Below are 20771 nucleotides of genomic sequence, written 5' to 3'. Positions count from 1 at the left end.
CATCGCCCCGAGCAGGGGCCTTGACAGACCGCGCGAAACGCCTTCTGAGACGTCGAGGGAGCGTCGTGAAGCGCTTCATGTAGACTTCACGCGAGCCGATCGAGCGGAGGACGAGTGAAGAGCACGGACGAGCGATCGCCGAAGCGGAGATCGTCCGTGACCATCAGTGACGTGGCCGCGCACGCCGGCGTGTCGATGGGAACCGTCTCCAATGTGCTGAACCGGCCGGGCAACGTCGCCCCCGAGCTCGTGAAGCGCGTGCAGCGCTCGATCGCCGAGCTCGGCTACGTGCGCAACAGCGCCGCCCGGTCGCTCGCGGCCGGCAACAGCAACTCGGTGGCCTTCGTTCTCGTCGACCTCGCGAACTCGCTCTTCGTCGACATGGCGCGTGGGGCCGAATCCGTCGGCCAGGCAGCCGGAATGTACCTGCTGCTCGCCAACAGCGATGTGGACGCCGAGAAACAGCGCGCCTACCTCGACCACTTCTCGCAGGAGCAGGTCGCGGGAACTCTCCTGACCCTCGTGGGCGACGATCTCTCCGGGCTCGAGGAGGCCACGCGGGCGGGTCAGCACGTCGTCATCCTCGACGCCGATCCGCGCCTCGTGGATTGCTGTGTCGTGAGCACCGACTACGAACTCGCGGGGTATCTCGCCACCCGGCACCTGATCGAACTCGGCCGTTCGAAGCTGGTGTTCGCCGGTGGCCCGCTCCGCTCGACCGCCATCGGCGACCGGTACCGCGGTGCGCAGCGGGCCGTCGCCGAGGCGGGCGCGGCTGTCCGTCTCACGCATCTCGACAGTGCCGACATCCGCGTCGAGGACGGGCGCCGCATCGGGGAGGCGATCCTCGCTCAGCCCGTCGCCGATCGGCCCGACGGCTTCGTGGCCGCCGCCGACCTGGTGGCGCTCGGCGCGATGCAGGCCCTGGCCGTCGCCGGGGTCACCTTCCCCGGCGACATCGCGTTGATCGCCTGCGACGACAACAAGTCGGCCTACGGCAGCGTGGTGCCGATCAGCACCATCGACCTGCCGGGCTACGAGATGGGTCGCTCCGGCATGCAGCTTCTGCTCGACGAGGTGAGCGCCCCCGACGACCACGTGCACCGGAAGGTCACCATCCTGCCGCGGCTGACGGCGCGCGAGAGCACCGTCGGCCGCAGCGAGCTGCGCTAGGCGGCCGCTGCCCGGTCGGCTGCGAGGTGTACGTCGACGAGGAATTCGTGGGTCCCCGATCCGACCTCGAGCACGGTGCCCGCGGCATCCGGAAGCACGATCTCCGCCGAGGCGCCGACGGGAACCTCGACGTCGAGGCGCAGTCGTCCCTCGGCCAGGCTCCAGTCCGCTGACGCGATGCCGTACGGGGTTCGGTGGCGGGCGCTCGCCCGGGTGAAGACTCCGCCCGGCTGCGGCGCCACCCGGAAGGTGCGGTAGCCGGGTGCGGTCGGTGCCAGGCCCGCCACCGTGCGGTGGAGGAAGTCGACCACGGCGCCCAGCGCATAGTGGTTGAACGAGGTCATCTCGCCCGGGTTCACCGATCCGTCGGGGAGCATGCTGTCCCAGCGCTCCCAGATCGTGGTCGCCCCCTGCGTGACCGGGTAGAGCCAGGAGGGGCACTCCCGCTCGAGCAGCAGAGCGTAGGCGTCGTCGAGATTGCCGGTCGAGGCGAGGGCGTCGCAGATCACGGGGGTTCCCACGAAGCCGGTCTGCACGCGGTAGCCGCCCTCGCGCACCAGCTCGGCGAGCCTCCGGCCCGCCCGCAGCCGCTGTGACGGCTCGTGCACGAGGCCGAACACCAGGGCGAGCGAGAGCGAGGTCGGGGTCTCGTTGACCATGCGCCCGGATGCCGTCACGTACTCCTGGCGGAAAGCCGTCGCCGTCGCCTCGGCGAGAGCCGTGTATCGCTCGGCGAGTTCGTCGAGCCCGAGCACCGCCGCCGCGTGCGCGGTGAGGCGTGAGGAGTGCGCGAGGTAGGCCGAGGCGACGAGGTACTTGTCGGTGATGCCCGCGCCCGGGTCCTCCGGCGGGGCGGCCGGGTCGAGCCAGTCGCCCAGCTGCATCCCCTCGCGGATGAGGCCGCTCGAGTCCGCCATGCCCGCCAGGTGGTCGACCCACGCACGCATGCTCGGGAACTGGACCTCCAGCACGCCGAGGTCGCCGCCGCGCAGGTACAGGGTCCAGGGCACGATCACCGCTGCGTCGCCCCAGGCCGCGGACGAAGCCTCGGGGAAGCCGCAGGCGATCCACGGGACGAAGTTCGGCACGGCTCCCTCGGCCGACTGCTCTGCGCCGAGGTCGCGGAGCCAGCTCGCGATCGTGCCGGCGCTGTCGAACAAGAAGCTCGCCGCCGGGGCGAAGACCTGGATGTCGCCGGTCCAGCCGAGCCGCTCGTCGCGCTGCGGGCAGTCGGTGGGCAGATCGACGAAGTTGTCGCGCATGCTCCACACAGTGTTCTCGTGCAGGCGGTCGACGAGCGGCTCGCTCGAGTCGAACCATCCGGTGCGCTCCATGTCGGAGTGCACCACGAGCGCCTCCACCGCGGTGGCGTCGAAGGCTCCCGGCCAGCCTTCGAGCTCGGCGTACCGGAATCCGTGCACGGTGAAGCGCGGGCTCCACTCCTCGCCCGCCGGATCTCCCTTGAGCACGTAGCGGTCGACGGAGGGCGCCGAGCGGAGCGGGCGGATGGCGAGTTCGTCGTTCTCCAGCACCTCGGCGTGGTGCAGCACCACCTCGGTGCCGGCTTCTCCCCGCGGACGGATGCGCAGACGCCCGGCGATGTTCTGCCCGAAGTCGAGCCGGATGCGGCCGTCGGCCCGGTGCTCGACGGCGACCGGCGAGAGCGATTCGATCACACGCACCGGAACGCCGACCGGGGCTTCGAGCGCCGCGGGGAACGTCGTGCGCTCGAGCAGTGTCGGGGTGGCCCAGCCGCTGTCGTCGAACCCCGGGCTCGACCAGCCCTCGGGCACCAGTCGCGCGTCGTAGTGCTCGCCGTCGTAGAGACTCGCGGCGACGACCGGGCCGGAGGAGGTGCGCCAACGGTGGTCGAGGGGAACGATCCGCAGCGATCCGTCCTGCAGCGTCAACTCGAGCTGCAGGAGAAGCGAGAGGTCGGAGCCGTAGTTGTCCCAGAGGCCGCCGTGAAAGCCGATGCGGCCGCGGTACCAGCCGTCGCTGAGCTCGGCGCCGAGGGCGTTCGGGCCCTGGCGCAGCAGCTCGGTGACGTCATAGCTCTGGTAGCGCAGCCGGTGCCGATAGCTCGTCCACCCGGGTGCGAGCTCCTGGTCGCCGACGCGCCTGCCGTTCAGCTCGAGCGTGTAGAGGCCGTGAGCGGTCGCGTGGATCCGAGCGGCCCGGACGGCCGTCCCGGCATCCAGATCGAACTCGGCCCGCAGGAGGTGTCCCGGCCGCACTCCCTCCGGGGCGGCCTCGACGGAGGGGGAGACGAATTCCGCAGCCCAATCCTCCGGGTGCAGCAGCGCCACCTCGATCGGGAGGGGGGCGCTCCATCCGGAGACGCTCGCGTCGGATGCCCAGACCCGTACTCGCGCGGTGACCGCTTCCCGCGAGCTCAGCGGCGCGAACGGCCAGCGCACGAAGACCTGCTCGGTGCTGTCGACCCGTCCGGTCGACTCCACCGAGGCATCCGGATGCACGATCTCGATCTCGTAGGCCGTCTGCGTGAGTCCGGGGGCATCCGAGCCGATCGTCCAGGAGAGCCGGGGGATGGGCGTGCCGATGCCGAAGGCCTCCGGGCGGTACTCGGCCTGCAGTCGTGTGACGTGCACGGTCATCCTTTCACCGAGCCTGCGGTGAGGCCCTTCATGATCTGCTTGTTGAGGAAGAGGTAGATGAGCAGCGTTCCGAGCACGCTCACGGCGATGCCCGCGAACGTCGGGCCGTACTGCACGGCGCCGTACTGGCCGGTGAAGTTGAGCAGACCGGCCTGGATGGTGCGCAGGCCCTGCGAGTTCGTGAAGGTGAGGGAGATCAGCAGGTCGTTCCAGAGGAAGAAGAACTGCACGAGCCCGATCGTGAACAGGGCGTTGCGCACCAACGGGAGGCCGATCGACCAGAACAGCCGGAAGATCCCGGCGCCGTCGATCGTCGCGGCCTCGAAGACGTCTCGGGGCACCGCGCGGAAGAAGGTCGCCATCATGAACACGGTCAGGGGCAGTCCCAGACCGACATAGGTGATGAACAGCGGCCAGAGGGTGCCGCTCAGGTGGAGGCGGAAGTAGATCGTGAACAGCGGCAGGAGGATCATCTGCGCCGGAACCATCACGCCGGCGAGGAAGGTGAGCAGCACCGCACCGCGTCCGCGCCACACCATCACCTCGAGCACGAAGCCCGCGGCCGTTCCGAGCAGCAGGATCGCTGCGAGGGAGGGGAAGACCACGATGACGCTGTTGAGGATGTAGCGCCCGAGACCTCCGGTCACGAAGGCGTCGGTGTAGTTCTGCAGCCCGAAGCTCTCGGGAAGCGCCCAGAAGGGGGAATTGAGGAATTCGAGCTGCGACTTGAACGAGCTGAGCACGAGCCAGAGGATCGGGTAGATCACGGCCACGAGCAGCAGGGCGATCACGATGTTCAGCGGCAGGCGGGCGAAGAAGCGCCGCACGGAGCGGGCGCGGCGCGAGGGGGCGGTTCGCATGGTCGTCATCCTTTGGTCAGGTCGCGACGGGTCGAGCGGAAGATCGCGACGGTCACCAGCAGACAGAGGATGGTGAGCACCATCGCGATCGTGCTGCCGTAGCCGTATTCCCCGTAGCTGAACGAGGTCTGGAACATGTACAGGGTCAATGGCGTGGTGGCGTTGCCCGGGCCGCCGTTGGTGAGCGCGACCACGGTGTCGAACACCTTGAGGGTGCCGTTGATGCTGAAGATCAGCGACGACAGCAGAACCGGCAGCGACAGGGGGAGGATGATGTTCTTCAGCAGCTTCAGGCCCGAGGCGCCGTCGATGCGGGCCGACTCGAGCAGTTCGTCGGGGATGTCGACGAGCCCGGCGTAGAGAAGGATCGCGTAGAAGCCCATCGAGCGCCACAGGTCGAGCAGGATGATCACCCAGAACGAGGTGTCCGCGTGCCCGAACCAGTCGACCGAGGCCATGCCGAAGAAGTTCAGGATGCCGTTCACCGGGCCGGTCGTGGGCGCCGCCTCGAAGATCTTCTGGAACAGCAGGCCCACGCCGACCGTCGGGAGCACCACCGGGAAGAAGATGATGGTGCGGATGAACGACGAGGCGTGCTTGATGCGGAACGTGTACAGCAGCGCGAGCAGGTAGCCGAAACCGACCTGGGCGATCGTCAGGATGATCGCGTAGCGGAGGGTGAACCACACCGCGTCCCACGCCGCCGGGTCTTGCGCGAACTTCACGAAGTTGTCGAAGCCGACGAAGGTGAAGCCGGTGAGGATGCCGCCGTCGAAGACGGTGTAGCCCATCGACCAGAAGATCGGCACGAGCATCACGATCGAGTAGACGAGCAGCGCAGGCCCGAGCAGCACGAGGATCGCCCGGCGGTCGCCGAGTACTTTGTTCATGGTTCGCTTTCCGGTGGAGCGGGGCTCCGGGCGGTGCGCCCGGAGCCCCGCATCAGTGGGGGGAGGATGCGTCGGCCGCGGGGTCTCAGCCCTTGTTCGCGTCCTGCACGAGCTTCATGAACTGCTCGCCCGTGAGCGTGCCGTTCGCGAGGCCGCCGCCGTTCGACTGGCTCACGGTGGTGGCCTGAGGACTCATCAGCGCCTCGAACCACAGAACGCTCGACGGGGCGTTGGCGATGGTGTCCTGCACCAGCTTGGTGGTGGCCGGCAGGTCGGCCGGCGGGTTGTCGATGGCGAAGCCGGAGACGACACCGCTGTCCTTCAGCACCACGTCACCGTAGTTGGAGACGATGCACTTCAGCCACGCCTTGTCGGCGTCGCCGAAGTCGTTGCTCGCGAACATGGTCGGGATGCCGACGTTGGCGGGCACCTGGTCGGAGCTGCCCTTGCCGCCGGCCACGTCGGGGAACGGCACGAAACCGATGTCGTCGGCGCCGATGAGGTTCTGGGTGGGGTCGTTGAACGCGGTGAGCGCCCAGCTGCCCATGTAGAAGAAGGCTGCCTTGCCGGTGAGGAACAGGTTCATCGAGGTGTTGTAGTCGATGGAGGTGGGGGCGTCACCGAAGTACCCGGCGGATCCCAGCGCGGCCACCGCATCCGCGGCCTTCACGTACTCGGGGTCGGTGAGCGAGGCCGAGCCGTCGGCGACCTTCTGCAGGGCGTCGGGGCCGAGGTCGCGGAAGAGGTAGTTGCCGACGAGCCGGGTGAGCGGCCAGCCCTGCTCTCCGGAGGCGGAGAACGGCTGGATGCCGGCGGCCTTGAGCTTCGCGGCATCGGCGACCAGCTCGTCCCACGTGGTGGGCGGGGTGATGCCGTTCTGCTCGAGGAGGCTCTTGTTGTACCAGAAGCCCTCGATGTTGAACTCGGTGGGAAGCGCGTAGATGTCGTCGGTGCCGTGCAGGGCCTCGATGGTCGACTTGGCTGCGGGGAGGATCTTGTCTTCGAGCCCGTCGGCCGCGAGCTCCTTCGAGATGTCGACCACCTGGCCGGCGTCGATGAACTGCTTCATCAGGGCGGGGGTGCCGGCAGCCATCGAGAAGTTGGACAGGCCGTTCTGGCCGGCCAGCAACTGGAGCTGCTGGTCCCAGGTGGTGCCCGGAATCGAGTCCGGCGTGAGCGTCGCGGCGGCGTTCTCCGCCGAGCACTGATCGGTCGAGAGGGTCTTGAGGGTGTCGACGATCGTCGTGTTCTCGTTCTGTCCGAGATAGGTGAACGTGCCTGATCCCGTCGAGCCCGAGCCACCGCCGTCGGCGCACGCGGTGAGCGCGAGGGCCCCGACGCCGAGCAGGGCGAGGGCGGGCAGGGCGCGCCTTCTCAGGCGTCTGGTTGCTGTGTTCACAATTCCTCCTTGAATGTGGCGCCGTCATGAAGCGCTTCATGGAGAAGATAGGCAAACGGACGTCCTTTGTCAAACCTATCGCATCACCTTCGAGTTCATTGGCCGAAACAGGGCGCTCCAGGGCGTGGAATTTGGCGCTTGACAGAATGAAGCGCTTCACGGCACACTGACACCCGTCGATCGATCTAATGGAGGATCACCATGCGCTTGCCGCGAAGAATGCGACTCATGACCGTGGCGGTTGCCGCGACCGGCGCCCTCGTGGCCGTCTCGGCTGTCGCCGGGATCACCGCCACGGCGTCCGCCTCGACCGGCGCGGGCGGAAAGGTCGACGTGGTCTACAGCGGCTACAACGAGGCCGCCGCGAGCTACCGGCTCTCGCCGCAGACGCCCACCGTGCTCAGTCCCGTGTCGGACGCCCAGGCGGCCCTTCCCACCATCGCGCTCGACCCGTCGATCACCTACCAGACCTGGGACGGCTTCGGCGGCTCGCTCGAGGACACGAGCGTCTACAACCTCAGCCAGCTGTCGTCGTCGAACCGCGCATCCGCTCTCTCGGCGCTCTTCGACCCGAGCACGGGCAACGGCTTCAACCTCATGCGCCTGCCGATCGGCTGCGCCGACTTCTGCCGGGACGCACCCGCCTACTGGACCTACGACGACAACGGCGGCTCGGCAGACCCGACGCTCGCGAACTTCTCCATCCAGAAGGACGTCGACAACGGCCTGATCGCGATGCTCCAGCAGATCCTCACCCTCAACCCGCAGGCGAAGTTCTACTCCTCGATGTGGTCGGCGCCGGCCTGGATGAAGACCACGAACAGCATCATCGGCCCGGCCTCCGGCGGCCTCTGCCCCACCGACGGCACCGAGCCGCGCGTGCACCACGGCGCGTCGACCGGCTCGAGCGTCGACTACTACCCGGTGCTCGCGCAGTACTACGTGAAGTACATCCAGGCCTACCAGGCGCAGGGCATCCCGATCTACGCGGTCACCCTGCAGAACGAACCGAACATCACGATGCCCTACCCCGCCACCTGCTTCAGCCCGGCCCAGCTCGCCGACTTCGCCGTGGTGCTGAAGGCGGCATTCACCTCAGCCGGCATCGGCACGAAGATCTGGGGCCTCGACGACAACGAGAACAACTCCTTCCCCTACACGGATGCGCTGCTCGCGAATCCCGGCGCGAATGCCGCCGTCGACGGGCTGGGCTGGCACAACTACGCCGGCACCGAGGTCTGGCAGCCGAGCGCCGTCGAGGCGCTCTACCCGGCCAAGACCGCGCACATCACCGAGATCACGAACGGCGCCGACCGGCTGGTGGAGTACTTCCGCCACAACGTGTCGAGCTACTCCTACTGGGTGACGCAGTACCAGTTCATGCCGGGCCCGGGACCGGGCTACTGGCAGAACTCCTCGAGCACGAACTCCGACTTCTACACGCCCTCCGTCGTCTCGTTCGGTTCGGGTGGCACCAGCACCTTCCAGCTCAACGCCTGGTACTACTCCTTCGGACAGTTCTCGCGCTACATCCAGCCCGGCGCGGTGCGCATCGACAGCACCGACCGCCTGAACGGCAACATCACCAACGTGGCCTTCCAGAACCCCGACGGGACCATCGTCACGGTGGTGGTCAACCGCATCCCCACCTCCACGAACAGCGCGGTGCAGAACACGCCGGCTGCCACCATCCGGGTGGTCACGCCCGACGGTCAGTTCACCGACACGATCCCGGGCGACACCGTCGCCACCTACGTGTACACCCCGACCACCGGCAGCGCCGTGTCCACGGCCGGCGCCACGGCGACGGCCTCGGCGTCGAAGGCCGGCTACGGCGCCACCCAAGCCCTCGACGGCAGCACGGGCACGGTCTGGACCTCGGGGGCGGATGAGGCCGCCGGCCAGACCTTCACGGTCGACCTCGGCGCGGCGAAGACCTTCGACCAGCTCACGCTGAACGCGGGAAGCCTGGCGTCGGATGCGCCGGCGGGCTACCAGGTGCAGCTCTCGAACGACGGCACCACCTGGGGTTCCGCCGTCGCGACGGGGTCGGGTACGGCGGCGGTGACCAATGTCGCGTTCGCGTCGCAGACCGCGCGCTTCGTGCGGGTGACGCAGACCGGCACCGCGTCGCACTGGTGGAGCATCGCCTCGTTCTCTCTCTACGACTCCACACGAGGGCTGCTGCCGATCGTCGGCGCCACCGTGACGGGCTCGCCGTCGTCGACGACGGACACCGCAGCCAAGGCCGTCGACGGCATCCAGTCGACCCGGTGGTCGACCGGGGTGGCTCAAGCTCCCGGCCAGAGCTTCACCGTCGACCTCGGCTCCGCGCGGTCGGTGAACGCGCTCGAGCTCGACAACGCGGGCAGCCCGGGCGACCAGCCGCGCGGCTACTCCGTCGCCACCTCGACGAACGGAACCGCGTGGAGCGCGGCCGTCGCAGTGGGAGCAGGGTTCTCGACCACGACGAAGATCGCCTTCCCCACGACCACCGCGCGATACCTGCGCGTCACCCAGACCGGCACCGCGCCGGCGAACTACTGGAGCATCGCGGAGCTGCGCGTCTACAACCTGAGCCCCGTCGTGCTGGACCGCACCGGATGGACCGCCACGTCGTCGACCGGGAGCGGCGCCGCGAACGTGCTCGACGGCAGCGCGTCGACCCGCTTCACCACCGGCTCGGCGCAGGCCTCGGGGCAGTGGTTGCAGCTCGACCTCGGGCGGAGCATCCAGACGACCGGCGCCGACCTGGACGCCACGACGTCGACCGGCGACTACGCGCGGAGCTACACCGCCGCGGTCTCGCTCGACGGCACGAACTGGACGACCGTGGCGCAGGGCGCCGGCCAAGGGGCGGACGTTCGAGCGCAGTGGCCGACGCGTGACGCGCGCTTCGTGCGCATCACCCTCGGGGCCGCGGCCACGGCGTCGTGGTCGGTCGGGGAGTTGAACGTGTGGGGCGCGCCGACGACGGCCGCCCCCGGCACGCCCCTCTCGCGCACCGGCTGGTCGGCGACCGCCTCGGCCTCGGCGGCGGCCTCGCCGGCCTCCGCCGCGATCGACGGCCTGCTCGACACCCGGTGGAGCGACGGCTCCGCCCAGGCCGGCGGGGAGTGGTTCCAGCTCGACCTCGGCTCGGCGCAGACGTTCTCGAAGGTGCAGCTCATCGCCGCGGGCGGGCTCGACAACGCCGACGGCGACTACCCCCGTGGCTACGAGCTCTACCTTCCCGACGGCAGCGGCTGGAAGCTCGTGGCCGCCGGCAGCGCATCCACCAATGCCGTGACCATCACGGTGCCCACCCAGAGCGCACGCTACCTGAACATCCACCAGACCGGGACGGATGCCGGTCACTGGTGGTCGATCGCCGAGATCCAGGTGCTGCAGTGACCTTCGCCCACCCCTCCATCCACCATGATCAAGACAACAGAGAGAACGAGAACGATTCGATGACGACCCTGCAGAACTCCATCCGGCCCGGCCAGGTCTGGCTCGACACCGCCGGCAACCGCATCCAGGCCCACGGCGGCTCGATCATCACGGTCGACGGCGTCTTCTACTGGTACGGCGAGAACAAGGAGTTCACCACCCCCGGCAGCGACATCTGGCACTGGGGGGTGCGCTGCTACTCGTCGACCGACCTGGTGAACTGGGACGACCGGGGTCTCATCATCCCGCCCGACGAGAACGACACCGAGTCGCCGCTGCACCCGACGAAGTACGCCGACCGGCCGCACATCATCTTCAACGAACGCACCCGCAAGTTCGTGTGCTGGATCAAGGTGATGACGAAGGGCTCGGTTCAGCGCTCCACAGTTCTCGAGGCCGATTCGATCCTCGGCCCCTACGAGATCGCGCGCACCTGGCTGCGTCCGCTCGGCATGAGCGCGGGCGATTTCGACCTCGTGGTCGACCCGCACGACGGCAAGGGCTACTACTACTTCGAGCGCGTGCACTCGGAGCTGATCTGCGCCGACCTCACCGACGACTTCACCGACGTCACCGGCTACTACTCGACGCACTTCCCGCAGCCGCAGCCGCCGTTCGTGCGCGAGGCACCGGCCTACTTCCACCGCAACCGCCAGCACTACCTGCTGACCTCGGGAACCACCGGCTACTACCCGAACCCCTCCGAGTCGGCCGTGGCGCGGAGCTTCCACGGACCGTTCGAGGTGCTCGGAGATCTGCATCCGACGGATGCGTCGCGCACCTCGTTCCACTCGCAGATCTCGTCGGTGTTCGAGCACCCGACGAAGCGCGACCTCTACATCGCGCTCGGCGACCGCTGGCTGCCCGGCTACCTCGACCACGGCTCGCGGGCGCAGGAGGCCTTCGCCGAGCACTTCGCGCCGGGCCGCGACAGCGACCTTCCGATGGAGGAGTTCGCCGAGGTGAACACCTCCATCGCGGACTACGTGTGGCTGCCGCTGCGTTTCGACGGCGACCGGCCGGTGATCGAGTGGCGCGACGAGTGGAGCCCCGAGGAGTTCGCCGACCGCTGAGCCGCAGCGGCCTAGACCAGCAGCTGGTGCTTCGCCAGCTCGCGGTAGAGCGGGGTGGAGGCCACGAGCTCGCTGTGGGTGCCCACGCCCACGACCCGGCCGTGGTCGAGCACCACGATCTGGTCGGAATCCACCACCGTCGAGAGGCGGTGCGCGATCACGATCAGTGAGCGGTTCTCGGCCACGGCGTCGATCGCGCCGCGGAGCATCTGCTCGTTGAGGCCGTCGAGCGAGGAGGTCGACTCGTCGAGCAGCAGCACCGGGGGAGCGGCCAGCAGCGCGCGGGCGATGGCGAGGCGCTGACGCTCGCCGCCGGAGAGCATCACGCCGTCCTCGCCCACGGCGGCCGACAGCCCCTCGGGGGAGCGCGAGAGCACCTCGCCGAGGTTGACCGCCTGCAGGACGGCGACGCACTCCTCGTCGGTGGCGTCGGGCGAGGCGAGCAGCAGGTTCTGGCGGATGCTTCCGGCGAGCACGGGGGCGTCCTGCTCCACATAGCCGATCTGCGAGCGCAGCTCGACGCGGTCGAGCTGACGCACGTCGACGCCGCCGAAGCGCACGGAGCCGGCGTCGGCGTCGTAGAAGCGCTCGATCAGGGCGAGCACGGTGGACTTGCCGGCTCCCGAGGGGCCGACGATGGCCGTGCGCTTGCCGCGGGCGGCGGCGAAGCTGACGCCGTGCAGCACGCCGGCCTCGGGGTCGGCAGCGGTGTCGGAGGCCTCGGCTCCGTTCGCGTCGGTGGTGGCGTCGGGGGTGCGCGCCGCGCCGTAGGAGAAGTGCACGCCCACGAACTCGATGGCGGGCGCCTCCGCCGACGCCGAGCCCGGTGCCGCCAGGGCGGCGATGGCGCGGTCGTCCTCGCCCTCCACCGGCAGGTCGATGATCTCCTGGATGCGGCCGAGGGCCCCGAGCGCCTGGTTCACCGAGTTGAGCGCGCCGAAGGCCTGCCCGAGCGGCATGATCATCATGAACAGGAACAGGATGAACGACACCAGGCTCGCGATGGTGATCGCTCCCGAGGCCACCCGGAAGCCGCCCACGCCGAGCACCACGAGCAGCGAGACCTGCAGGGCGATGCCGGCGATCGGCACCACGAGGGCCGAGATCTTCGCGACCTGAACGCCCATCTCCCACGCGCCCCGCGCATCCGTCTCCACCGCCGCGATCTCACGGTCGGTGGCGTTCGAGGCGCGCACCGTGCGGATGGCGCTGATCGAGCGCTCGACCGCGGCGGCCAGGTCGCCGACCTTCTCCTGCTGCTTGCGGCTGGCGACCCGCACGCGGCCCGAGATGGCGACGACGGTGATCACCGAGACCGCGATGACGAGCACCGTGAGGCCGAGCAGCACCGGGTCGATGATGAGCATCGCGACGAGGGCGCCGACGAACACCAGGGAGCCGCCGACGGCATCCACGAGCCCCTGGGTGATGACGGCGTAGAGCAGGGTGGTGTCTGAGCCCACGCGCGAGACGAGATCGCCGGTGCGGCGGGTGTCGAACTGGCTGATCGGCAGGCGCAGCATGCGCCGCACCAGTTGCTGCCGGGCCGAGAGCACCACGCTCGTGCCGGTGCGCTGCAGCAGGTAGTGCTGGAAGCCGCTGATGATGCCCGACACCACGACGAGTGCCACGAGCGCCCACACGAGCATGTCGAGCGGCCGCCCGGCCTGCACCACCGTGATGACCTGGCTCACGAGCAGCGGCTGAGCGAGGCTCGCCGCCGCGCCCACGATGCTCAGGGCGATGACGACCGCGAGCACCTTCTTATGCTCGGCCAGAAAGGGGAGCAGCTGGCTGAACTTCGCGCGCGGCCCGTCGTCGGGCTTGCGTCCGCGGCCGAACGGGCTTCTCGAGCGCGACGAGGTGGTGCTGGTGCTCATGCTCTTCTTCCTTCGATTCCGAGACGGATGCGCGGACGGCTCAGCTCGGGCGGCTCAGCTCAGACGGTCGGCGAAGTCGACGTCGTCGGCCTTCTGCGGCTTGCTGATCAGCAGGGCCGCGAGGGTGATCAGCGCCATCAGCGACAGGTAGTTGCCCACGAGCGCCGTGCTGCCGTTCGCGGCCTGCCAGAGCGCCACCGCGATGAACGGCGCCACGGCCGCGCCGAGGATGGAGGCCACGTTGTAGCTGATGGCGGATCCGGTGTAGCGCACGTTGGCGGGGAAGAGCTCGGGCAGTTCGGAGCCCATCGGCCCGAAGGTGAGCCCCATCAGCGTGAAGCCGATGATGAGCAGGGCCATCACGCCCACGAAGCCGCCGGCGAAGAGCGGCACGAAGAGCAGGCCGAAGGCGGCGATGCCGATCGTCGTCCAGATGAGCGCGTTGCGGCGGCCGACCTTCTCGGCCAGCGGGCCGGAGACCAGCGTGAAGATGCCGAAGAACACGCAGCCGACCACGAGCATGATCAGGAAGTCGTTGCGGCTGTAGCCGAGGCCCGGCACCGCCGCATCCGTCTTCGTGGTGCCGAAGGTGAGGGTGAAGGTCGTCATCAGGTAGAACAGCACGTAGGTGGCCAGCATGATGAAGGTGCCCAGGATGAGCGGGCGCCAGCTGGTCTTGAACACGCGCGCGAGCGGCAGCTTGGCCACCTCGCCCTTCTCCACGACCTTCTGGAACGTCGGCGTCTCCACCAGGCGCACCCGCACGTACAGACCCACGATCACGAGGATCGCCGAGACGAGGAACGGAACCCGCCAGCCCCACGCGAGGAACGCATCCGGCGCGAGGGTGGTGCTCAGGATGAGGAACACGACGTTCGCGATGATGAAGCCGATCGGCGCGCCCAGCTGCGGGAAGGTGCCGTAGATCGACCGCTTGCCCTTGGGCGCGTTCTCGGTGGCCAGCAGCGCGGCGCCCGACCACTCGCCGCCGAGGCCGAGTCCCTGGCAGAAGCGGAGCAGCACGAGGAAGGCGGGGGCCAGGATGCCCCAGCCCGGCGTGAGGCCGGTGGGGAGCGCACCGATGAGCACGGTCGCGATGCCCATGGTGAGCAGCGAGGCCACGAGGGTGCGCTTGCGGCCGATGCGGTCGCCGAAGTGGCCGAACAGGATCGAGCCGATCGGGCGGGCCACGAAGGCGACACCGAAGACGGCGAACGACTGCAGCAGCGAGATGGTGGGGTCGGAGTTCGCGAAGAACAGCGTCGGGAACACCAGCACCGCGGCGGTGGCGTAGACGTAGAAGTCGTAGAACTCGATCGAGGTGCCGATGAGGCTCGCGAGGATGACGCGGCCGCGGGTGTTGGCAGGAGCAGCGGGCGGCGCGTCGAGGACAGTGGCAGACATGAAGGGCTTTCAGGGGATACGGATGAGGGTGGTGCCCGGAGGAAGGCGGCACCGGTCGGGCATCGCGGGGCACCGGCGTTGGCGTGTGGCGAGGATCGCTCGCAAACCGCCAGTTTACGCCTCTGGGACACGCCCGGGCGCCCACTGGGACGGATCCGTGAGCCCGGCAGGGCGCATCCGCTCGCCCTAGGATGCTGTGGGTACGTTTCGAAGGAGTTGTCGCCGTGGGTGCTGTCGTCGTGGTCGGTTCACTGAACATCGATTCGACGGTGGCGGTGGAGCGGCATCCGCAGCCCGGCGAGACCCTGCTCGGCGGAGACCTGGTGAAGAACTTCGGCGGCAAGGGAGCGAACCAGGCGATCGCCGCGGCCCGTGCCGGAGCCAAGGTGGGCTTCGTCGGCCGTGTCGGCGACGACCCCGACGGTGATGCGTACCTGCGCCGGCTCGCGGGCTACGGCATCGACACCACGCACGTCGCGCGCACCACCGGCGTGCCGACGGGGCACGCGGCCATCGCCGTCGACGCCCGCGGGGAGAACACCATCATCGTCTCGCCCGGCGCGAACGGCCGGCTGACGGTGGGCGACCTGGCGCCCCTCACGGGGCTCGCGCCCGGCGACGTGCTGCTGGCCTCGCTCGAGGTGGCGACCGACGTGGTGGCCGAGGCCGCGCGCATCGCCGCCGCCCGCGGGGCCCGCGTCATCCTGAACCTCGCGCCCTACGCGGGTCTGCCGGGGGACGTGCTCGAGCTGGCCGACCCGGTCGTGGTGAACGAGCACGAGAACGAGCTGCTCGCCGCCGACGGCTACGCGCCGCGCTCGGTGCTCGTCACCCTCGGCTCGCAGGGCTCGCGCTGGGGTGCGGAGACGGTCCCGGTGGGGACGGTCACGACCGTGCTCGACACCACCGGCGCCGGCGACACCTATTGCGGCACCCTCGCGGCGGGCCTGGCCGCCGGCCTCGCGCCGCGCGACGCGATGGAGGCGGCCTCGACCGCCGCCGCCCTCTCGGTCGGCTGGGTCGGCGCCCAGCCCTGAGCGACTAGCCCCTGATCGTCCGCAGCGTGAGCGCGGTCGCGATGGCGGCCTCGGCCGCCTCGGCGCCCTTGTCCTCCTTCGAGCCGGGCAGGCCCGCGCGGTCGAGGCCCTGCTGCTCGGTGTCGAGGGTGAGCACGCCGAAGCCCACGGGCTTGCCGGTGAGGATGCTCACCTGCGTGAGCCCGCTGGTCGCGGCGTCCGAGACGTACTCGAAGTGGGGGGTGCCGCCGCGGATGATGACGCCGAGCGCCACCACCGCGTCCGCCCCGGCCTCGAGGGCGGCGCGCGAGACGACGGGCAGCTCGAAGCTGCCGGCCACGCGAACCTCGGAGACGGTCACGTTGGCGGCGGCGAGGGCGCGGCGGGCGCCCTCGAGCAGTCCGTTGGTGATCTCCTCGTGCCAGGTTCCGGCGACGATGGTGATGTTCAGGCCGGTGCCGTCGACCTTGTCGAGCGACGGGGCTCCTGCTCCGCTCATGGCGAGTCCTTTCGGGGTTCTCTGTTGGGAAGGAAGGGTCAGTGGCCGCTGGGCAGCAGGTGCCCCATGCGGTCGCGCTTGGTGTCGAGGTAGCCCTGGTTGAACACCGAGGCCCCCACGAGGAGCGGCACCTGCTCGGCCACGGTGATGCCGTGGTCCTCGAGCTGGCGCACCTTCTCGGGGTTGTTGGTGAGCAGCCGGATGCGCGTGGCGCCGAGATCGGCGAGGATCGCGACGGCCGCGCCGTAGTCGCGCGCATCCGCCGGGAGCCCGAGGGCGACGTTCGCGTCGACGGTGTCGAGCCCGTCCTCCTGCAGCCGGTAGGCGCGCAGCTTGTTGACGAGGCCGATGCCGCGGCCCTCGTGGCCGCGCAGGTAGACCACCGCTCCGCCGTGCTCGGCGATGAGGTCGAGCGAGGTGTCGAGCTGGGGCCCGCACTCGCACTTCAGCGAGCCGAAGGCCTCGCCGGTGAGGCACTCGGAGTGCACGCGCACGAGGGAGGTGGCCGCGGCCGGGTCGCCGGAGAGGATGGCGACGTGGTCGGCGCCCGTGAGCAGGTCGCGGTAGGCGCGCATCCGCAGCGGGCCGTGCGTGGTGGGCACCGTGGTCTCCACCTCGAAGTGCACGCGGGGCACCTCGGGCTCGGCCGGGGTGGCCGCTGCGGAGGCGTCGGTGGCGGAGTCGGCGTCGGCGTCGGCGTCGGCGTCGGCGTCGGAGGAGGAGACGCCCGCGGCGACGCCCGTCGCGGCCGCGAGCCGGGCATCCGTCGCCGTCTGCGCATCCGGCGTCTCGTCCTGCTCGTTCAGCCACTCGATCAGCAGCTCGATCGTCGTGATCGGCAGTCCTTCGCGCGCCGCCGTGGCGTGCAGCTCCTCCAGGCGCATCGCGGAGCCGTCGTCGGCGATCATCTCGCCGATCACGCCCACCGGTGAGAGCCCGGCGGCGCGCATCAGCTCCACCGCGGCCTCGGTGTGGCCGGGGCGGTCGCGCACGCCGCCGTCGACCGCCCGCACGGGCAGGATGTGCCCGGGCCGGATGAAGGTCACCGGCGTCGACGCGGGGTCGGCCAGCAGGTTGAGGGTGCGCGCGCGGTCGTGGGCGTTGATGCCCGTGGTGATGCCGGTGGCCGCGTCGGCGCTGATCGTGTAGGCGGTGCGCCGGGTGTCCTCGTTGTTCACGACCATGGGGGGCAGCGCCAGCCGGTCGGCGAGCTCGCCCGGCATGGGGGCGCAGAGGTAGCCGGAGGTGTTGCGCACCATCCAGGCGATCCACTCGGGGGTCGCGAGCGCGGCCGAGAGGATGGCGTCGCCCTCGTTCTCGCGGTCGGCCGCGTCGGAGACGAGCACGGGCTTGCCGGCGCGCAGCGCGTCGAGCACCTCGGACATGGGGGAGAACGTGGTCGTCATGAGTGGCTCCTCTCGGCGCCGGGCAGGGCGCTCCCGACCAGACCGAGCGACACGAGCCGCTCGACGTGCCGGGCCAGGATGTCGGTCTCGAGGTTCACCCGGTCGCCGACGGCGAGGCCGCCGAGCGTGGTGGCCGCGAGCGTCTCGGGGATGAGCGACACCTCGAACCAGTGCGAGCCGTCGGCCTCGTCGCCGAGGCCCGAGACCGTGAGCGAGACGCCGGAGACCGAGATGGAGCCCTTGTCCACAACGAGCGGCGCGAGTTCGTCCCCGAGGCTGAAGCGCAGCACGCTCCAGGCCTCGCCGGGCGTCACGCTCAGCACCCGGGCGGTGCCGTCGACGTGGCCCTGCACGATGTGGCCGCCGAGGCGGTCGCCCACCCGGGCGGCGCGCTCGAGGTTCACGCGGTCGCCCGGCGCGAGGCTGCCGATGGTCGACATGCTGAGTGTCTGCTTCATCACGTCCGCGGTGAAGGTGTCGTCGGTCTGGCCGATGACGGTGAGGCACACGCCCTGCACCGAGATCGAGTCGCCGTGGCGCGCGTCGCTCACCGCGAGAGGCGCGCGGACCGTGATGACGGCCGCGTCGGCGGTCTCGTCGAGGGCGAGCACTTCGCCGAGCTCTTCGATGATTCCCGTGAACACCGCTACTCCTTCGTGGGCGCCCAGGCGCCCGGTCGTGGTCGTGCGACGAGGCGGATGTCGTCGCCCAGTCTGCTGAGGTCTGTGATGGTGAGACGGCGCTGCGCCTCGATGGTGCCGACGCCGAGTTCGGTGAGGGCCGTGCGGGGGCCGCCGAGCAAGGTCGGGGCCAGGTAGACGAGCACCTCGTCGGCGAGGCCGGCGGCGAGGAACGCGCTCGCCAGCGTGGGCCCGCCCTCCACGAACACCGAGCGCACCTCGTCGGCGTAGAGCGCGTCGAGCACGTCGGCGAGTTCGTGCGTGGCGTAGTGACGGAGGGGCAGCGGATGCTCGCGCAGCCGCGACCCGGAGGGCACGGCCCGCGTGCCGATCACCACGGGCGCGGGCTGATGGGGGAACAGTGCGCCGTCGGCGTCGGGGTCGCGCGCCGTCAGCGCCGGGTCGTCGGCGAGGACGGTGCCGGTGCCCACCACGATCGCGTCGGCCTCGGCGCGACGCCGGTGCACGTCGGCGCGGGCTTCCGGGCCCGTGATCCACTGGCTCGTGCCGTCGGCCGCGGCGGCACGACCGTCGAGGCTCGACGCCCACTTCACCGTCACGAAGGGCCGGTGCAGGCGCACGCTGGTCAGCCACGGGCGGATGAACTCCTCCGCCGCTTCGGCGAGCAGGCCCTGCTGCACGTCGACGCCGGCCGCGCGCATCCGTTCGGCGCCGCCCGCGGAGCGCACACCCGGATCGGCGATCGCGAACACGACGCGGGCGACCCCGGCCTCGATCAGGGCGATGCTGCACGGGCCGGTGCGGCCCTGGTGGTTGCACGGCTCCAGGGTGACGACGGCGGTGGCTCCTGCGGCGAGCGCCGGGTCGGTCAGCGCGCTCAGCGCGTCCACCTCGGCGTGCGGCGTGCCGGCGCCGCGGTGCCAGCCCTCGGCGAGCACCTCGCCGGCGGGGGAGAGCAGAACACAGCCGACCTGCGGGTTCACGCCGTGGCGCGGGCCGCGCGACGCGAGTTCGAGCGCGCGGGCCATGGCCTCGGCCTCACTCAGAACTGCGCTCATCTCGTCCTCGGTCTCGTCATCGACGGACTCCGGGGTTGCGCTGAAGCAGCGCCCGCGGGTCGCCAGGAACGACGGAACCCGCGCGTGCATCCTCCCATCCGGACTGAGGCTGGTCTTCCGACCTGCCATAACCGTCGGTCTCGGAATTCCACCGAATCAACCTCCGGCGCCCTGTCACCAGGTCGCCGTCAGCTCGCGGACTGTCACCGCCGGTTCAGAATCTCACTGACCCCGGAGCACGTTGCTTACATCTCTTTATAGCTCAACGCGCGGGCCGGACGCATATTCCCGGTCACTTCACGACGCATTCGGATGCGGGAAAGACCGTGACCGTCTCGTGACCTTCTCGAATCGCCGCTTCGGAATCAGTCAGGGTATCGTGAAATCGTTCGGGTTCGCGATGTGGCGCTGAAAGGGTCATTGGCGTCTTCTGTTCGGTTTCCCCAGCTACGCTCAGCATTCCCCTGGAAGATACGACAAGTCCTCTTCTTGTATTCGTACGTCAGAATCGGTTGATCATCCATGAGCAGTGCCTCTCTTACACGGACCCGTGTCCGCATTCTGGCAACGGAATTCATTCGCTTCGGTCTTGTGGGTGGCCTCGGATTCATCGTCGACTTCGGCGTCTTCAACCTCTTGCGCGCCACGGTCTTCGACCCCGCGGTCGTGCACGGCGGTTCGGTCATGGCCAAGATCGTGTCGACGGTGCTGGCGATCCTCGTCAACTGGCTGGGCAACCGCTACTGGGCCTTCAAGGAGCGCCGTCGGGCCGACATGGCCCGCGAGAGCTTCGAGTTCTTCTTCGTGAGCCTGCTGGGCATGGGCATCGGCCTCGGCGTGCTGTGGGTGTCCCACTACGGCCTGCACTTCACCTCGCTCTTCGCCGACAACGTGGCCAACGTCATCGGCCTCGTGCTCGGCGCCGTCTTCCGCTTCGCGCTCTACCGCCTCTGGGTGTTCGCACCGGGCCGCTCGAGCGCGGGTGCCGCGGCCACCGCGGCTGCGGCGGCGGCCGCCAAGGTGGAGTCGGTGGGCAAGACCACCTCGATGTCCTGAGCTCGCTCCCCGTTCGCCGCTGAACTGCCGGCGGGCGCCCCTCTGGCGCCGCACCTGTCGATGAGGTAGGTTCGGGCCCATCGAACACGCCTTCGTGTCACGGCGGGAGAGTCCTCCCGAGAACCGTCGGGCAGGCGCCGTAGGAGCAATTCCTCTCCGGGAAACTCTCAGGCCCCCGCACCGCCGTGGCCGGCCCTGACTGCCACCGGCAGGCGGAGCCGGGCGACTCTGAAGAGCGAGCCGAGTGGCGCATCCGCAGCACCCGGCTCCACCGAAGGGGCAAGCGGCCACCGCCGCGGAATCTCTCAGGTCAGGGACAGAGTGGAGAGGCAGAACCGGCGTCGCATCGGCGACCCCGGCCGCCTC

General features: G+C 69.7%; 15 protein-coding genes and 3 riboswitches. Of the genes, 5 read left to right on the top strand and 10 right to left on the bottom strand.

Features of this window, described 5'->3' with window-relative positions:
- Nucleotides 1-156 precede the first annotated feature (156 nt).
- Nucleotides 157-1173 (top strand): LacI family DNA-binding transcriptional regulator, encoded by a 1017-nt coding sequence (locus tag VD659_RS01845; protein ID WP_423259444.1) that lies wholly within the window; start codon nucleotides 157-159, stop codon nucleotides 1171-1173.
- Here VD659_RS01845 and VD659_RS01840 read toward each other — a convergent pair.
- The 4 genes from VD659_RS01840 to VD659_RS01825 form a co-directional block, all read right to left on the bottom strand.
- Nucleotides 1170-3791, bottom strand: coding sequence for a family 78 glycoside hydrolase catalytic domain (locus VD659_RS01840; RefSeq protein WP_423259443.1), 2622 nt, complete (start codon nucleotides 3789-3791; stop codon nucleotides 1170-1172). The two genes, VD659_RS01845 and VD659_RS01840, sit on opposite strands and share 4 nt — an antisense overlap.
- Entirely contained in the window at nucleotides 3788-4651 is an 864-nt protein-coding gene (locus tag VD659_RS01835; RefSeq protein WP_423259442.1) for a carbohydrate ABC transporter permease, read from the bottom strand. The genes VD659_RS01840 and VD659_RS01835 overlap by 4 nt, the downstream gene beginning before the upstream one ends.
- A gap of 5 nt (nucleotides 4652-4656) precedes the next feature.
- Nucleotides 4657-5541, bottom strand: a complete 885-nt coding sequence (locus tag VD659_RS01830) for a carbohydrate ABC transporter permease (RefSeq protein WP_423259441.1) — start codon at nucleotides 5539-5541, stop codon at nucleotides 4657-4659.
- 85 nt (nucleotides 5542-5626) lie between these two features.
- Nucleotides 5627-6940: an ABC transporter substrate-binding protein gene (locus VD659_RS01825; RefSeq protein WP_423259440.1), complete on the bottom strand. Its 1314-nt coding sequence runs from the start codon at nucleotides 6938-6940 to the stop codon at nucleotides 5627-5629.
- A 228-nt stretch (nucleotides 6941-7168) separates the two neighbouring features.
- On the opposite strand from VD659_RS01825, the gene VD659_RS01820 reads away from it, so the two are divergent.
- Nucleotides 7169-10333 (top strand): discoidin domain-containing protein, encoded by a 3165-nt coding sequence (locus VD659_RS01820; protein WP_423259439.1) that lies wholly within the window; start codon nucleotides 7169-7171, stop codon nucleotides 10331-10333.
- Nucleotides 10334-10392: 59 nt separating this feature from the next.
- The gene (locus tag VD659_RS01815; protein WP_423259438.1) at nucleotides 10393-11445 is read left to right on the top strand and encodes a family 43 glycosylhydrolase; all 1053 of its coding nucleotides are present in this window, start codon (nucleotides 10393-10395) and stop codon (nucleotides 11443-11445) included.
- An 11-nt stretch (nucleotides 11446-11456) separates the two neighbouring features.
- On the opposite strand, the gene VD659_RS01810 is transcribed toward VD659_RS01815, so the two are convergent.
- A complete protein-coding gene (locus VD659_RS01810; protein WP_423259437.1) occupies nucleotides 11457-13325 on the bottom strand; it encodes an ABC transporter ATP-binding protein in 1869 nt (622 codons plus the stop codon).
- Nucleotides 13326-13379: 54 nt separating this feature from the next.
- Nucleotides 13380-14729 carry an MFS transporter gene (locus tag VD659_RS01805; RefSeq protein ID WP_423259436.1) on the bottom strand — a complete coding sequence of 450 codons (1350 nt, stop codon included), beginning with the start codon at nucleotides 14727-14729 and terminating at the stop codon, nucleotides 13380-13382.
- A gap of 224 nt (nucleotides 14730-14953) precedes the next feature.
- Here VD659_RS01805 and VD659_RS01800 point away from each other — a divergent pair, with 224 nt between their 5' ends.
- Nucleotides 14954-15766: a PfkB family carbohydrate kinase gene (locus VD659_RS01800; RefSeq protein WP_423259435.1), complete on the top strand. Its 813-nt coding sequence runs from the start codon at nucleotides 14954-14956 to the stop codon at nucleotides 15764-15766.
- Between the two features lie 4 nt (nucleotides 15767-15770).
- Here VD659_RS01800 and ribH read toward each other — a convergent pair whose 3' ends face one another.
- From ribH to ribD, 4 genes are read right to left on the bottom strand one after another with little or no spacing between them, the layout of a single operon-like run.
- On the bottom strand, nucleotides 15771-16244 hold the full coding sequence (gene ribH, locus VD659_RS01795; protein WP_423259434.1) for a 6,7-dimethyl-8-ribityllumazine synthase: 474 nt from the start codon (nucleotides 16242-16244) through the stop codon (nucleotides 15771-15773).
- A 38-nt stretch (nucleotides 16245-16282) separates the two neighbouring features.
- Nucleotides 16283-17650, bottom strand: a complete 1368-nt coding sequence (gene ribA, locus VD659_RS01790; RefSeq protein ID WP_423259433.1) for a GTP cyclohydrolase II — start codon at nucleotides 17648-17650, stop codon at nucleotides 16283-16285.
- Entirely contained in the window at nucleotides 17647-18294 is a 648-nt protein-coding gene (locus tag VD659_RS01785) for a riboflavin synthase (protein ID WP_423259432.1), read from the bottom strand. Before VD659_RS01785 ends, ribA begins: the two co-directional genes overlap by 4 nt.
- A gap of 2 nt (nucleotides 18295-18296) precedes the next feature.
- A complete protein-coding gene (gene ribD, locus VD659_RS01780) occupies nucleotides 18297-19349 on the bottom strand; it encodes a bifunctional diaminohydroxyphosphoribosylaminopyrimidine deaminase/5-amino-6-(5-phosphoribosylamino)uracil reductase RibD (RefSeq protein ID WP_423259431.1) in 1053 nt (350 codons plus the stop codon).
- Nucleotides 19350-19430: 81 nt separating this feature from the next.
- A riboswitch (FMN riboswitch) is annotated at nucleotides 19431-19592 on the bottom strand.
- 348 nt (nucleotides 19593-19940) lie between these two features.
- Between ribD and VD659_RS01775 the strand changes: the two genes are divergently transcribed.
- The gene (locus VD659_RS01775; RefSeq protein ID WP_423259430.1) at nucleotides 19941-20405 is read left to right on the top strand and encodes a GtrA family protein; all 465 of its coding nucleotides are present in this window, start codon (nucleotides 19941-19943) and stop codon (nucleotides 20403-20405) included.
- 93 nt (nucleotides 20406-20498) lie between these two features.
- A riboswitch (glycine riboswitch) is annotated at nucleotides 20499-20598 on the top strand.
- A gap of 25 nt (nucleotides 20599-20623) precedes the next feature.
- A riboswitch (glycine riboswitch) is annotated at nucleotides 20624-20735 on the top strand.
- Nucleotides 20736-20771 lie beyond the last annotated feature (36 nt).

Origin of the sequence: Herbiconiux sp. 11R-BC, assembly GCF_049472555.1 — a bacterium.
Lineage (GTDB): Bacteria > Actinomycetota > Actinomycetes > Actinomycetales > Microbacteriaceae > Herbiconiux.
Note: the sequence above shows the minus strand (reverse complement) of the source record. Positions and strands in the feature narration are given on the sequence as shown.